The sequence below is a fragment of the Candidatus Protochlamydia phocaeensis genome (assembly GCF_001545115.1).
Classification (GTDB): Bacteria; Chlamydiota; Chlamydiia; order Chlamydiales; family Parachlamydiaceae; genus Protochlamydia_A; species Protochlamydia_A phocaeensis.
In genome coordinates this window covers 1-12,823 of the sequence record NZ_FCNU01000024.1, presented here as the reverse complement: position 1 = coordinate 12,823, position 12,823 = coordinate 1, and the positions used below count along the sequence as shown (strand labels likewise).

General features: G+C 35.8%; 15 protein-coding genes and 1 pseudogene. 9 read left to right on the top strand and 7 right to left on the bottom strand.

The window, feature by feature from the left end; translation table 11 throughout:
- Window positions 1-192: 192 nt before the first annotated feature.
- The 4 genes from BN3769_RS09505 to BN3769_RS09490 form a co-directional block, all read right to left on the bottom strand.
- Window positions 193-507: a hypothetical protein gene (locus BN3769_RS09505; protein ID WP_068469948.1), complete on the bottom strand. Its 315-nt coding sequence runs from the start codon at window positions 505-507 to the stop codon at window positions 193-195.
- 7 nt (window positions 508-514) lie between these two features.
- Window positions 515-1,225 carry a hypothetical protein gene (locus BN3769_RS09500; protein WP_068469946.1) on the bottom strand — a complete coding sequence of 237 codons (711 nt, stop codon included), beginning with the start codon at window positions 1,223-1,225 and terminating at the stop codon, window positions 515-517.
- Between the two features lie 111 nt (window positions 1,226-1,336).
- A complete protein-coding gene (locus tag BN3769_RS09495) occupies window positions 1,337-1,567 on the bottom strand; it encodes a helix-turn-helix domain-containing protein (protein ID WP_068469944.1) in 231 nt (76 codons plus the stop codon).
- A gap of 43 nt (window positions 1,568-1,610) precedes the next feature.
- Entirely contained in the window at window positions 1,611-1,901 is a 291-nt protein-coding gene (locus tag BN3769_RS09490; protein ID WP_068469950.1) for a cytotoxic translational repressor of toxin-antitoxin stability system, read from the bottom strand.
- Between the two features lie 253 nt (window positions 1,902-2,154).
- Between BN3769_RS09490 and BN3769_RS09485 the strand changes: the two genes are divergently transcribed.
- Window positions 2,155-2,613 carry a tetratricopeptide repeat protein gene (locus BN3769_RS09485; protein ID WP_068469942.1) on the top strand — a complete coding sequence of 153 codons (459 nt, stop codon included), beginning with the start codon at window positions 2,155-2,157 and terminating at the stop codon, window positions 2,611-2,613.
- A 574-nt stretch (window positions 2,614-3,187) separates the two neighbouring features.
- On the opposite strand, the gene BN3769_RS09480 is transcribed toward BN3769_RS09485, so the two are convergent.
- The gene (locus BN3769_RS09480; protein ID WP_068469940.1) at window positions 3,188-3,907 is read right to left on the bottom strand and encodes a class I SAM-dependent methyltransferase; all 720 of its coding nucleotides are present in this window, start codon (window positions 3,905-3,907) and stop codon (window positions 3,188-3,190) included.
- Window positions 3,908-4,318: 411 nt separating this feature from the next.
- Here BN3769_RS09480 and BN3769_RS09475 point away from each other — a divergent pair, with 411 nt between their 5' ends.
- The gene (locus BN3769_RS09475; protein WP_079989507.1) at window positions 4,319-4,597 is read left to right on the top strand and encodes a four helix bundle protein; all 279 of its coding nucleotides are present in this window, start codon (window positions 4,319-4,321) and stop codon (window positions 4,595-4,597) included.
- A 92-nt stretch (window positions 4,598-4,689) separates the two neighbouring features.
- On the opposite strand, the gene BN3769_RS09470 is transcribed toward BN3769_RS09475, so the two are convergent.
- Window positions 4,690-5,586: a LysR family transcriptional regulator gene (locus BN3769_RS09470; RefSeq protein WP_079989506.1), complete on the bottom strand. Its 897-nt coding sequence runs from the start codon at window positions 5,584-5,586 to the stop codon at window positions 4,690-4,692.
- Window positions 5,587-5,705: 119 nt separating this feature from the next.
- On the opposite strand from BN3769_RS09470, the gene BN3769_RS09465 reads away from it, so the two are divergent.
- Together BN3769_RS09465 and BN3769_RS09460 are read left to right on the top strand one after the other, a co-directional pair.
- A complete protein-coding gene (locus tag BN3769_RS09465; RefSeq protein ID WP_068469937.1) occupies window positions 5,706-6,518 on the top strand; it encodes a DUF2608 domain-containing protein in 813 nt (270 codons plus the stop codon).
- A gap of 108 nt (window positions 6,519-6,626) precedes the next feature.
- Window positions 6,627-7,232 carry a cupin domain-containing protein gene (locus tag BN3769_RS09460; RefSeq protein WP_195155570.1) on the top strand — a complete coding sequence of 202 codons (606 nt, stop codon included), beginning with the start codon at window positions 6,627-6,629 and terminating at the stop codon, window positions 7,230-7,232.
- A gap of 14 nt (window positions 7,233-7,246) precedes the next feature.
- On the opposite strand, the gene BN3769_RS14775 is transcribed toward BN3769_RS09460, so the two are convergent.
- Window positions 7,247-7,396: a hypothetical protein gene (locus tag BN3769_RS14775; RefSeq protein WP_154017879.1), complete on the bottom strand. Its 150-nt coding sequence runs from the start codon at window positions 7,394-7,396 to the stop codon at window positions 7,247-7,249.
- A 576-nt stretch (window positions 7,397-7,972) separates the two neighbouring features.
- Between BN3769_RS14775 and BN3769_RS09455 the strand changes: the two genes are divergently transcribed.
- The 5 genes and pseudogenes from BN3769_RS09455 to BN3769_RS09430 form a co-directional block, all read left to right on the top strand.
- Window positions 7,973-8,461, top strand: a complete 489-nt coding sequence (locus BN3769_RS09455) for an NUDIX hydrolase (RefSeq protein ID WP_068469933.1) — start codon at window positions 7,973-7,975, stop codon at window positions 8,459-8,461.
- Window positions 8,462-9,439: 978 nt separating this feature from the next.
- A complete protein-coding gene (gene arsB, locus BN3769_RS09445) occupies window positions 9,440-10,474 on the top strand; it encodes an ACR3 family arsenite efflux transporter (protein ID WP_195155569.1) in 1,035 nt (344 codons plus the stop codon).
- Between the two features lie 51 nt (window positions 10,475-10,525).
- Entirely contained in the window at window positions 10,526-10,873 is a 348-nt protein-coding gene (locus tag BN3769_RS09440; RefSeq protein WP_068469928.1) for a carboxymuconolactone decarboxylase family protein, read from the top strand.
- A gap of 410 nt (window positions 10,874-11,283) precedes the next feature.
- The gene (locus tag BN3769_RS09435) at window positions 11,284-12,156 is read left to right on the top strand and encodes a hypothetical protein (RefSeq protein WP_068469925.1); all 873 of its coding nucleotides are present in this window, start codon (window positions 11,284-11,286) and stop codon (window positions 12,154-12,156) included.
- 51 nt (window positions 12,157-12,207) lie between these two features.
- A pseudogene (locus BN3769_RS09430) lies at window positions 12,208-12,823 on the top strand (hypothetical protein); the annotation flags it as partial.

Genomic DNA, 12,823 nt, shown 5'->3' with positions numbered 1-12,823 from the left:
ACGCCCTATGAATTTGCATTAATAAAGCCCGGTCAATTTGGCTCTGCAGAGCCAAAAAGACCTCATTGCCTAGAGGAAAATGAAATGAAAAATTTCGCCTAAAAACTGGTCCAGAAATTGGGGCAAGACCAACTTCATCTTGTATTTCGTTTTATACAATATTATTAAAAATTACTTGTTAAAAACGCTACTTTATCCTAGTAGAATTGAGCTAAACTTAGGAGTCCAAGGGGGAAATGGTGCATTTCTTCCATTTTGGATAACGGCCAACCCTCTAGAAAAGAAAACGTTCATTATTCTTTTCATTAAAATAATGGATAGAGTGGTACTCATTATTGTAATGGATATAACAGGTATAAAATGCCTAGCTGGCATATTAGAAAATACTCCTTTAGCTATCATATCTATCATCCTTAAAGAAGGATAAACTATAGGAAAAGTTACAATGAAATTTGAAGTAAAATATGCGCTAGCAACGCAATAATCTTTCAATTTTTCGATATTCATAATTTCCTTATTGATTTAGGTTATGCGTTTTAGTTGTATAAGTAGTTTGGATGTGATTGCCGTAATCTATTCTTTGCTCATTAATAACATTTACAGCTCCTTGGATGTGGTAATTTCCATCTTTATCGTAATGAGCATAGGTGGTAGAAGAACCGCCTCCAGTTGGGGTAATATTCTTCAGAAAATTGTAACGATCAACTTTCCTGCGTAAATAGTCTTCGGCAATATTTAGTTGATTTTGATCGGTTGTATGATCGAGATTCATCTTTTTTTCTCTGATTCTTTCGATTTTTTGTACCAATCTATTAATTCTAGGTCTTCCTGCATCCATACCGCTATGTTTTTTAGCTGATGAATTAAGAGCTATTGAATGGGATAAAACAGTGCTAAGTCCCCCAAACGTCAAAACTCCAATTGGTCCCAATGCCAATCCTAAAAGGCCTCCTCCAAATCCTGCTATAGGATCAGCAATTATCTGTCCAATTGATCGGTCGATGATTTCTCTTCTACACATTGCTTCACCTTTTTCTTCATCAGTGAGCAATTCTTCAGCAGGTTTATTTTGGATGGCACGTTCTTGATTATCCATTTCCTGTAAAAATTCGCATAATTGGACGTTTTTTAATCTACTGGAATTTTTAACATACATTTCATGGTTAAGTGGAATAAGGCAGGGATAAAAATTTTGTTCGAGAAAAGATAGAGATTGGACAGACATTCGCTATTCCTTGAAGTTAAATATATAAACTAAACGTTAAGACTCTACAAAAAGCAATTAATAAAGTCCAACTTAAAGGAATGTTTATGTAATAAAGTAAAAAGTTTTGTTCTATAAAAACAATCTATAATCAGTATGAAATAAATCAGCTAAACGTTTTGCAATTGTTTTCCCAATAGGTCTCTTTCCCAATTCCATCTTAGAAATGTTTGTCTGAGCAATTCCCAGTAAATTGCCGAGAGCTGCTTGAGTTAAGCCTTCACGATTACGTAATCCGCGAAGAGTAACAGCCCATTCAGGCAGATCACCGCAGATTTTACGAATCATTTCATCTGCTGACATAGCATCTTCTTCGTGGGTTCTTGTAATAGGCAGAGTTGATTGCTCAATAGGGTGCTTTCTCGTGTGTCCCCGCATAATATACCTCTATAATCTTATCTTTTTTATTCACTATACGCCAGCAAACAACATATGTTGGACGGCCCTTTTCAATATGGCAGTGATAGTTTTCATGTGGCATTTTAGTATAATTAGGCCATGAAGATCTATAAGGGCCAAGCAGTTGCAACTCTCTTAATAAGAGCACAAAGGATTTAGCGGCATTTTTTGAAAGATTCTTATCCGCTTTCTTTGCTTGGCTTGCAATCTCAACTATCCATGTTTCTTGCTTTGTCATGATACTATGATAGATCATTTTTCGATCTATTTTCAACAACTTTTTTCAGAGATAAAGATTTTCCTTAAGATAGAATTGAGCTGCTAATTATCAAGCGTTTTGCTATGATCTTATACCTTTAATTATGAGGGTGTTATGAAAATATTTAATTGTATTTTTTGTGTCTCTTTACTCACCTTGTCAATTTTATTTTTAGGAAAAGGTTTTGCTGAAGAAGATACTTTTTTAGATAAACTAATCAAGGAAAATTATAATGCTATTAGTAACTGGATATGGGGGTCAAGAGGCATATGATGCAAGTCTTCAGAGGTATAATGCAGAAAAAGAATCGGCCTTCCAAAAAGGCTTAAAAATATGCGAAGAAATGGCTAAAAAAGGGTCTTGTATTCATCAAGAACGCTTAGCCATTTTTTATTATAACGATAAAAAATTTAAAAAAAGTCTTTATTGGGCAAACAAAAGTGCCGAACAAGGGTCTTATAATGGAATGGCTATTTTAGGTGCAGCGTATGTTCAAGGAAATGGTGTAATAGAAGATCCCATTGAAGGTTGTATGTGGTTTTTTTTAGCTGCTGCAGCTGGCCATGAGGAAATAAAAAAAAGTTTGGATGAGTACAACTCTAATAAAAAAGATCCTGAATTTATGGAATGTATAAAAAGAGCGCGGAATTGGATGAAAGAACATCCACATATATTTTTTAATCCGGATTGAGATTTTTTTATCTATAATTGGAAAATTTTTTATTTAGCCTCCTGAGGATAAATCTCCTCCTGGGGGCTATACCTCTTTTTATCTATATAAATTACACTAAACAAACTTTCTAGCTTGCATTATCTGCACGAGAAGACTTGCCATAAGCATTGACTATTTGGTTAGAGATTCAAACTTCTCAAAACATTATTCTGGTAATCTCTCAAATCCTGATAATATTCCTTTAACATGTTAACGCTCGTATGTCTAGTCTGCCTCATAACGACAGTATCTGGCACCTTAGCTTCTCGAAAACTTTAGTTGTATGATGTCTCTTTTTATAATTCCACTATAACACAGTGTAGATAGTCAGTAAAACTTACGGAACATTTATTCTGCCAAAGTTGTTCTTAAGAAATACGGAGGAGCCGTTTTTATTCCGATAGAAGTGGTCTTATCTCAGTCTGGACGGAATTGGAAATCTAAAACATTTAATCCGAATCGGCTATGGAAACAGATTGAAGCCAAAAGCAAAGGGAAACTCAAAAGAGAGCACTTTTACAGATGTTAATGTGTCCTCTTTGTCCCAGTTGTCCTAAAAATCCAACTTTAAGGTTCTATGAGCAATGACATTGATGGTATGAAATTTTGTAATTCCATTGAAAACAGTAGGTATTTCTTTGATTTGTTCATTTATCTCTAAAATTGAAAAACCATGAGAAGAAAAAAGAGTCTCTAGTTCTTGGATATTTAAAATACTTAAATCTGGATTTGCAGCCCAGGTGTGTTCCTCTCCAAAAAAACCACCTACAAAATACCCATTATATTCGATTCTATTAAGAACATTATCTCTCATTATTTGTTCAAAGAGATGAGGTGGAATAAAGGAAAAAGCGTAAGTTCCAACAACAGCTTTAAAGGGGCCATATTCAGCTGGTAAGTCTTCAATGCTTGAGATTATGCTATCCTGAATTCCATGGTCCAAGCCTTCTTTTTTGAGATTTTCTATAGTGTAATAGATTGCATTAGGAGCAATATCTAGTATTACAACCTGATGTCCATTTTTTATAAGGCAAGCAGCATTTTTTCCCGTTTCACAGCCAATGTCTAGAATTATACTAGGTTCTCTGAGATACTTTAGTGTCAATGTTTCTACAGGTTGAAAGGGTTGAGGGATATTCCCATTTGTTTGATTTTGTAATTTTTCGTTAAAATCCATCCATTTTTCGATGTTTGATTCAGTTTGTTGGAATTCAACTTGTCCGATTAAATTATTCGATATTATTAAGAATAAAAAGAATTTAAAATAAAACATTTAACTTTAATTGTTTAAAATTTTTACAAAAATTTTAATTGTCAAAATTGTAAGATTTTACACATAATTTTTGATGATTCCATTCATTTCTAAATGTGAAATTAAAATTATGATGGAAATTAAATTTTCATACAAGTCATCGATTCAAAATAGAAACCGAATCATAATTTTAATGGTGCACTTATGGTGCACTATTTCACAAAAAATGGAAGGAAATGACAACTTTATGCAACTTAAATAGACATAAATATATGACTGTCTTTTTGTTATGTGCTGTATCTTTTTGTGAATATTTGACAGTTGACTGACTGTAAATCCCTCGACTCACGTCTTCGCTGGTTCGAGTCCAGCCGCCCCCAATTTTTAAAGAGTAAAAGTGAAAGGAGAAAGGATAAAAAGAGCAAAAGTATCTTGAATAATCTTTCGCAAAGAACCAAATACTTTTCTTTAAAAATCATTCATTTATTCACAAATCTTCCCAAAACAGTCGAAGCTGAAGTGATAGGCAAGCAAGTTCTAAGAAGTGGAACTTCTGTTGGTGCTCATTATCGAGAAGCCATTTTTGCTCGATCAAAAATGGAATTCGTCGCCAAAATCGATGCTGGCCTCCAAGAATTGGAGGAGACGGTTTATTGGCTAGAGCTTCTGGAAGAAGGACAGATTGTTTGTTCCGAAAAGCTCGGTGGCTAATGCAAGAGTGTAAGAAATGACTGCTATTTTGGTCACCATTTCCAAAAAGACAAAAGCATCTTAACTTATCCTTTCTCTTTTATCTTTATCCTTTAAAAACTTCTCTCGACTTCGGTCTCTGTTGGTGATAGAGAGGGATTAGGCTTCGCGTCTGACATTAAATCAATAAACATCTTGGCATTACGGGGTAATTTTTTATTTTTTGGAAAAATTGCTAAAATTCGGTAAGGAATTAAGGGAATGGATAATTCGTAAGGAATTAGTGAGCGCTTACCAATAATATAATCAGGAAGAAAGCCAATTCCTAAGCCTTGTTTTGTTAAACTTGCGATGACTTCCCAGCTGGAAACTTCCATATAAGTTCTGATTTCTATTTCGTGATCATAAAAATATTGTTTTAACAAAGAGACCTCTTTTCGTTCCTCACTAAGAATAAATTTATTTTTGGCTTGACTTGGCAATTTCCTTGCTCGATATAATTGATACTTTCCGCTATAAATTTCGTACGAATTGAAAGCTGAAAAATCTTCATTATCCAAAACAATTCCAAAATCAACATCACCTTTTTTAACTAATTCAATAATTGTGCCTGTATGGCCAAATCTTAAAATAGGTTCTACTTCGCTTGCCATTTTAGACAGCCTCTCTAAGTATGGAGGAAGCAAAGAGAGCGCAAAACTATGTGTGCAAGCAAAAGATAATCTTCCCTTAAAGACTCCCTCCACTTCATTAAATGAATCTTCAATTTCAGAAAATACGCTGAAAATTTGTTTACACTTATCTAAAAGTAATAACCCATCTGCTGTAAGCTGAAAGCGATTCTTTTCATGAGTAATTAATTGCTTTCCTAGATTGATTTCTAGCTTATGGATGGCTTGGCTAATTGCGGATTGACTGACAAAGTTTTCTTTTGCAGCCTTTGAGATGCTCTTTGCTTGCCCGGCACTAAAAAAATAACGAAGGAATGTGATGTTTGGAGCACATTTCATATATACCCATTATAAGTTTTACTTATACATAGTATCAGATTAATTAAATTTTTCTAAATGTGATACTGTATTATTCTTAAGTTCTAAAAGTTTTTTACTTAAGCAATAGGGAATAAAATATGAAGAAATTTTGTTTAACGCTTCTGCTGGCATTTTGCATTTTATCTTGCCATGCATATGCACAAACCACACAAGTAGAGAATATGAAAGAGGTTTTTAATTACATACAGAATGCTAATTCAAAGACGTTAGTTATTTTTGATGTTGATATGGTTCTAGTCCAACCAAGTGATCCTGCATTTCAAATGGCTAATATGAAACGCTTCAGTACAATTTCTAAAAGAATAATGAAGGAAGTACCGGAAGATAAGCAAATGATATTTTTGAGTTTAATGACTATTCATTCAAAGCCTGTTCTCCTTGATGATCGCATTCCTCAGTTCTTACAAGGAATTATTGATAAAGGTGTACCGACAATGGCAATGACCGCTAATTTAACTGGTAGATTTGGTCCAATTCAAAATATGGAAAAATGGCGAATAGAAAGTTTACAGCAATTGGGAATTGATTTTTCTAAGTCAGCCCCTTACTCAGCCTCTATTATATTTGATGATTTAACATCTTATCGGGAAAATTACTCAAAATATCTTAATGGGATTCTATTTGTTAATGGTACTATGATTTCCAAGGGAGAGGCATTATTAGCTTTTCTTGAAAAAACAGATTTTTATCCAGAAAAAATCATTTTTATTGATGATCGCCAAGATAATTTAAAGAGTGTAGAGATATTCCTTAAAAAGCTCGATAAAGCTATTCAGTATCAAGGTATTCATTTTATTGGAGCCCAGAAATATCCATCAAAAATAATTTCAGAAAGTGACTTTGAATCTCGATGGCAGCAGCTTGCATATGAAGCAAAAGAAATTAATTAATAAAAGGGATTTTAAGACACAAATTGATCAAGATGTTTTGCCTATTTAGTCTTTCTATTCTTTTTCTCAATTAATAGTATTAACCTTTGCATGTGCAAGGGGAAGCGTTTGCTTAAAATTATTGATTGCTTTTCCTTGTCGACTGTAGAGGCGGTTATGAAATTATTCTGTTATGGAATGTCATTGATGATGATCTTCGGACCTCTTTTGGGCGAGTCAGTGAATTTATCTAACGAATCTGATGGTTTCGATCCTGCTATCTATTTGAAATATGAAGATTATAAATGGGAGAAGCTTATTCCAGAATTGGGAGATCTATCAGCAGAAATGACAATTCTACATGTCAATCCCAAAACAGGAGGAACTCAATTAATGATTCGTTGTCCAAAAAATTATCATGCTCCAAAACATTGGCACACAGCTAACGAAACTCATTATTGCGTTTATGGGCACTTTCTGATGAGAGATCAGGATGGAAAAGTTGCAGACTTAAGCCCAGGTTCTTACAATTATATGCCAAGCAAAATGATTCACGAAGGATGGACCAATTCTGAGGAAGGAAATCTTCTTTACATATCTCTTGATGGTCCATGGGATATCAATTTTATTGACGGAACGCCTACGCCCAAACAAGTGCATGATTTGTCTAATAGACCTGTATTTCCTAAATCATCAAAACCGCCTATATATCCCTCTGTAAGTGAGATAAAATAATAGTCGGACTAGTCTTATTTTGGAGATTTCATTTTATCATTGCTATTCGCTTTGGCTTCTCCTCGAGCGAAATATCCAAAAAATGCTGCACGCTTTATTGCGTGACGTTTTAAAATCGGCAGGGCTTTCTTTTTAATGGTTGGGAGTCTTATAATTGTTCGCATCTCATTTCATCCTTTTCAGTTAAATGAGCAACGATAGATTTTAAAGATCTATTCTTATTGATTAAATGATATCGTTATACGCAAATTTTACGCACTAGACTGCAAAAAACTGGCATAAATGGCATAGAGCACCTCAATTACTGGATTGTTAAACCTTTAAAAATGTCGCACCTATGCTAGTTTATGCTGCTGTATGGGAGGGGAACCGACTGTAAATTCCTCGTCTCAAGACTTTGCTGGTTCGAGTCGAGCTGCCCCATTCATTTGGACGCTTTTTATAGTCTACTAGGATAGTAAATGGCTCATATGTCTGTATAAGTAGCTTTTTTGCCATCGAATTTCAAGTTCTGAAATACAAAATTCAAATGTAGCTTTCTTTATGCTTCTCAGGCGTTGCCAGACATCCGCAATGCGTGCAAGTGATCAATCCTCGAAGAATGAAGGACTCCGTAATTTTCTTATGAGGCTTCAGCCCAAATGTTACTCTTTTTGTGTTAAGGTGAGTTACGAAAAGATTGTGAGTTTCTTTGGCGTAACATATGCTATTGCACTGTAAATCTAACAGAAGGAATTATGATGCCTTATAAGCCTATTTTGGGAACGCTTGGATATGTCTTGTCACCGGATCATAAACGTGTTTTGCTTGTGCACCGCAATGCTCGCAAAGGCGATCATCACCACGGCAAGTACAATGGCCTTGGTGGCAAAATGGAGTCTAACGAAGATGTGGTGACATGTATGCAGCGCGAGATAAGAGAAGAAGCTGGTATCGAATGCTCTCTCATGAAATTGCGTGGTACGATTAATTGGACAGGTTTTGGTCCCGCTGGTGAAGATTGGCTTGGCTTTATCTTTCTCATTGAAAGCTTTACAGGTACCCCTTATAAGCAAAACGATGAAGGAGTGTTAGAATGGGTGCCTTTGGAAATAATGGAGGAGTTGCCTATGTGGAAAGGCGACCGCTATTTTTTGCCGCTGGTGTTTGATGACGATCCGCGTGTTTTTCACGGATATATGCCTTACAAAGATGGCGATCCCTTGAATTGGACATTTATCCGACAATAGTAGTAACTGGACTTTTGACAAATTTTGGGTTTCGCCCATAATTTGTCAAAGATTGATGTTAAGCAAATACTATCACAGATACGTCAATCTTGTATTGACTCAGCTCAAACATTCCTGGTTTACAGGAAAATCTTAAAACCATTTTTGATATTTTTCCGGTCAAAAGTTCTGAAAGCGTCCAACCGCCCCGAATCCAATAAAGAGACAGAAGGGACATGGAAAACATATCTTTGGAAAAATTATCTGTCCTAAATCAGACTTGATCTGATTCCATGCGTTCAACTGGCCGCTTGATCAATTTTTGACTGCGAACAGGAGGGCGTTAGAACCGCCAACGGAAAAGCGATGAGTATATCAGATAAAACCACATTGTTAAGCTGATTAATCCGAAAAAAACAAGCCACCTTATACTCCCTTTTTTTTGAAAATTGACATCATTTTTAAAAATTCTAACCATTTCGAAAATCACTGATGAAATGGGGAAAGCAAAGCCTATATTAATTACTAAAAGTAAGCCTATGTTTATGGGTTCCATGCATATTCCTTTTAATACAAAAAGCTTCTGCTAGCTTGGCTAATTATTTTAGAATTAAGCCCGCTGCTTGTTCCACTTTCTGGACTGCTGTTTGAAATTTATCTACTGACGTATATCATTTACGCAAATTTTATGTAGATTCAGCAGACTGCAATAGATTATTTTCTTATTTCTTCTCCACCTATCCAAGTCTTTAACTTTTTTGGTATAACAAATGAGAGGGAGACGCGCGCTTGGCAGATTCTGTCTCATTTTTATTTTTTGTTTTGTGCGACCAGCGTGATCTAGAAGTAAGTCAACACGTCATTGACTTTTTTGTTGAATTCAATAAAGAAGGAAAACAATTGTCATAGTAACGCATGACATGAAAGTGGCAAAGTAGGCTAAGAGAAGAATTACCCTTTCTAAAGGTGGAACATTAAATCCATAAAATAAGTGTAACAATGACCGATCGTTTATCTTTTTTCGACCGCTATTTAACCCTATGGATTTTTTTAGCCATGGTAATTGGAGTGGGAATTGGGTATGCCTATCCGAACATTCGCTCTATTATCAATGCCTTTCAATATGGAACAACGAATATTCCGATTGCGATCGGTCTAATTTTGATGATGTACCCACCACTTGCTAGGGTAAAATATGAACGGATGAGAGACGCTTTTCGAGATAGTAAAGTTCTTCTGCTATCGTTGGTTCAAAATTGGTTCATTGGACCTGTCTTGATGTTTCTTTTAGCTATTATATTTTTGCCTCATTATCCCGATTACATGACAGGACTTATTCTCATAGGTCTGGCTCGATGTATTGCAATGGTTATTGTATGGAATGATCTTGCCAAGGGAGATAGAGAGTATTGTGCAGGCCTTGTTGCTTTTAACTCTATTTTTCAAATTCTTTTCTTCCCGCTTTATGCTTATGTATTTATCACTTTACTACCAGCCTTCTTCGGTTTAAAAGGCCATGAAGTCAACATCTCAATTGGAGAAGTTGCAAATAGTGTTTTTATTTATTTAGGTATTCCCTTCTTAGCCGGAATTCTAACTCGCTTTATTGGCCTTAAATCTAAAGGAAAGGAATGGTATGAAAATCGCTTTATGCCGTCCATTGCCCCACTTACGCTTATTTCTTTACTGTTTACGATTCTAGTCATGTTTTCTCTGAAAGGCGAATACATTGTGCAACTTCCCTTTGATGTAATAATTATTGCCATTCCTTTATGCGTATATTTTGTCATTATGTTCCTTTTATCTTTTTATCTTTCTTTTAAAGCTGGAGCCAATTACGAACAATCCGCTACATTGAGCTTTACAGCAGCTTCTAACAATTTTGAATTAGCAATAGCGGTTGCCATTGCAGTATTTGGCATCAATTCTGGCCAAGCCTTTGCAACCGTTATTGGTCCATTGGTTGAAGTACCCGTGTTAATTAGCCTTGTAAATGTATCTTTTTGGATAAAAAAGCATGTTTTTGACTTATAAATTTAAGAATCAAAGGATTTAATTAATGATTTCAACTCATTAGGAGTTTTTATGACAAAAAATTACAAAGACATTACAGCTGATATTTCAGTTTTTTTATCAAAAATGCGTAAAGAAATGCCAGAGGTAATGAATGGATTCAATACCTTAGCTCAAGCTGCTACAAAAGACGGAGCCCTTAATAAAAAGACAAAAGAACTAATAGCACTTGCTTTGGGCATTGCAGCTCATTGCGATGGCTGCATCGGATTTCATACTCAATCTTTAATTAAGCTAGGCGTAACTCGTGAGGAATTTCTCGAAACTTTGAGCATGGCTGTTTACATGGGGGGAGGACCTTCATTGATGTATGCTGCTGAGGCGTTGAAAGCTTTTGAGGAATTCAATGGTATGGTTTAAGTAATTTAGCATTTTATTTTCACTTACCTATATCCAAATTGCCTGAAGATAGATAAATGCCCAATCAAAAAAGCAGAAGTTTTTTTATATGTACAAGAAATTCTTATCCATCTTTCAGCCCTTTTAAAGGACCAAAATAAATAGCGCTTATTCTGGTCCATTTGCTCCCTTCTTATCTAAGCTTTTAAAGAGATTATTTTATGTTTCTTCGTTTCCTATTATGTATTTTGATTTTTTATAGGGACCAGCCACATTCATGCCTGTGAGGGGGCGGGAGACGCTTATTCTTTTCGCTGCTACTTTCTATATTGCGAATGCCTGTTCAACATCATCTCATAGAGAAAAAGCTTGCTCTTATTTAAAATTTCTTGAAAATCTGGAAATTAATAAATAAATCGTAATGTGAGTGCATGATTGTACGAAAGACGGTATTTCTCGGAATTTTTCTCTTATTTGCCTTTCACTCTCTTTGGGCAATCCCTCTTGCAGAACAATTCAAGCAAACAGGCTATGTAGAAATTTGCAATAAGGAGCATGGGACGGCAACCTTTGATTCTCTGTATGCATCTTTTGATGAGCTCATCGAATTTCTTCAAACAAATCCGGTTTGGGCACAAAAATTATACGCCGCAAAAGAGCGTTTTATTCGCTCAAAAGATAGACATTACTACTCCACTGATTTTTTTGGTTTCTACGATGAATCAAAAAGAGAAGGCAGAAGCCAGATCTCCTTTTATTATTCGACCCATTTCCATGAATTTATTTGCTCTCACTACCCAGAATTCAACCAGGTTCCGGAAATCATCCGTTTTTTTGACGCTTGTCACGAGATTCAAAAACCGTATGGAAATCTATTCGATGAAGCGGCAGCTGAGTTGGGTTTAGAAGCGATTTTCTCTTCGGAATACGGCCAGCCGCCTATTCTTTTCAAAATAATCAAATATCTCCCTTCTTACTTCGCCACAAGGCCTCATTACGATGGCACTGCATTTTCCCTTTTTCTTGATAGTACGGACAACCAATCGCTTCTTCTTTCTCCTTATAAATCCTCATTTACAGTCGAGGATTTTTCTTCCCCTCTAAGAGAGTTTTCTCGAGGGGATAATCAAAATTCTATCTTACTCATTCCCGGTGTGCTTTTAGCAGAATTTTCTATCTATCCGACCCCTCATATTGTCGTACAAAACGGCAAAATTCGATATGCAACAGTCGCATTCGCTATGAGACCCAACTGCATTCCTCAAAAAACTGAATTCTCCTCTCTTCCGGACTTTAAACGTTGAATAATTTTTTTTTACACAATATGCTGTCAAAAAATAATTGTGAGTTTTCCCATGTTCAAATTCAAGTATTGGATTTTTCTTTTTGCTTCCCATTCTTTATATGCATTAACAACGCTCAATGTAACAGTAAGCTCAGATAATAATCCGGGTGGCTTTGGAGAGGTGGGCGATCTGAGATATTGCTTGAATTCAATGAATCAAGATTTAAACACGATACCTGATGATTATGCTATTGTCTTTGACTTTCCAATGACTATTCAACTCAATGGAATTCTGCCGATTATTAATAATTCCTCAAATCCTGTGAATATTACCATTGGCAACCCAGGCCCTACTCCTACAGTCACAATTGACGGTAACAATGGCGCTTACAGGGGATTTTTCATCCCAATGGGAAATGTGACGATCCAAAATATAATCTTTCAAAACCTGACTGCAAAAGGAGGCGATGGTGGAGACGGAATTTCGGGCGGCGGCGGTGGCTTGGGTGCCGGCGGGGCCATTTACGCACCTCAATCCTTTTTAAATGGTTCGAATCCTTCAATCACCTTGGCGAATGTATCGATAAACAACTGCTCTGCTATTGGTGGAAATGGGGGAAGTTATTTAGGCCTATCTTCTACAGGCAATGAGGGGGGGGGCGGCGGCGGCGGCTTTAGCGGAAATG

Excerpts from the sequence above, each read along its gene's own strand:
- BN3769_RS09440 (WP_068469928.1), top strand. The coding sequence starts at position 10,526 with ATGACAAAAAATTACAAAGACATTACAGCTGATATTTCAGTTTTTTTA.
- BN3769_RS09505 (WP_068469948.1), bottom strand. The coding sequence starts at position 507 with ATGAATATCGAAAAATTGAAAGATTATTGCGTTGCTAGCGCATATTTT.
- BN3769_RS09495 (WP_068469944.1), bottom strand. The coding sequence starts at position 1,567 with ATGTCAGCAGATGAAATGATTCGTAAAATCTGCGGTGATCTGCCTGAA.
- BN3769_RS09465 (WP_068469937.1), top strand. The coding sequence starts at position 5,706 with ATGAAGAAATTTTGTTTAACGCTTCTGCTGGCATTTTGCATTTTATCT.
- BN3769_RS09485 (WP_068469942.1), top strand. The coding sequence starts at position 2,155 with ATGCTATTAGTAACTGGATATGGGGGTCAAGAGGCATATGATGCAAGT.
- BN3769_RS14775 (WP_154017879.1), bottom strand. The coding sequence starts at position 7,396 with ATGCGAACAATTATAAGACTCCCAACCATTAAAAAGAAAGCCCTGCCG.
- BN3769_RS09435 (WP_068469925.1), top strand. The coding sequence starts at position 11,284 with ATGATTGTACGAAAGACGGTATTTCTCGGAATTTTTCTCTTATTTGCC.
- BN3769_RS09500 (WP_068469946.1), bottom strand. The coding sequence starts at position 1,225 with ATGTCTGTCCAATCTCTATCTTTTCTCGAACAAAATTTTTATCCCTGC.
- arsB (WP_195155569.1), top strand. The coding sequence starts at position 9,440 with ATGACCGATCGTTTATCTTTTTTCGACCGCTATTTAACCCTATGGATT.
- BN3769_RS09480 (WP_068469940.1), bottom strand. The coding sequence starts at position 3,907 with ATGTTTTATTTTAAATTCTTTTTATTCTTAATAATATCGAATAATTTA.
- BN3769_RS09490 (WP_068469950.1), bottom strand. The coding sequence starts at position 1,901 with ATGACAAAGCAAGAAACATGGATAGTTGAGATTGCAAGCCAAGCAAAG.
- BN3769_RS09470 (WP_079989506.1), bottom strand. The coding sequence starts at position 5,586 with ATGAAATGTGCTCCAAACATCACATTCCTTCGTTATTTTTTTAGTGCC.
- BN3769_RS09455 (WP_068469933.1), top strand. The coding sequence starts at position 7,973 with ATGCCTTATAAGCCTATTTTGGGAACGCTTGGATATGTCTTGTCACCG.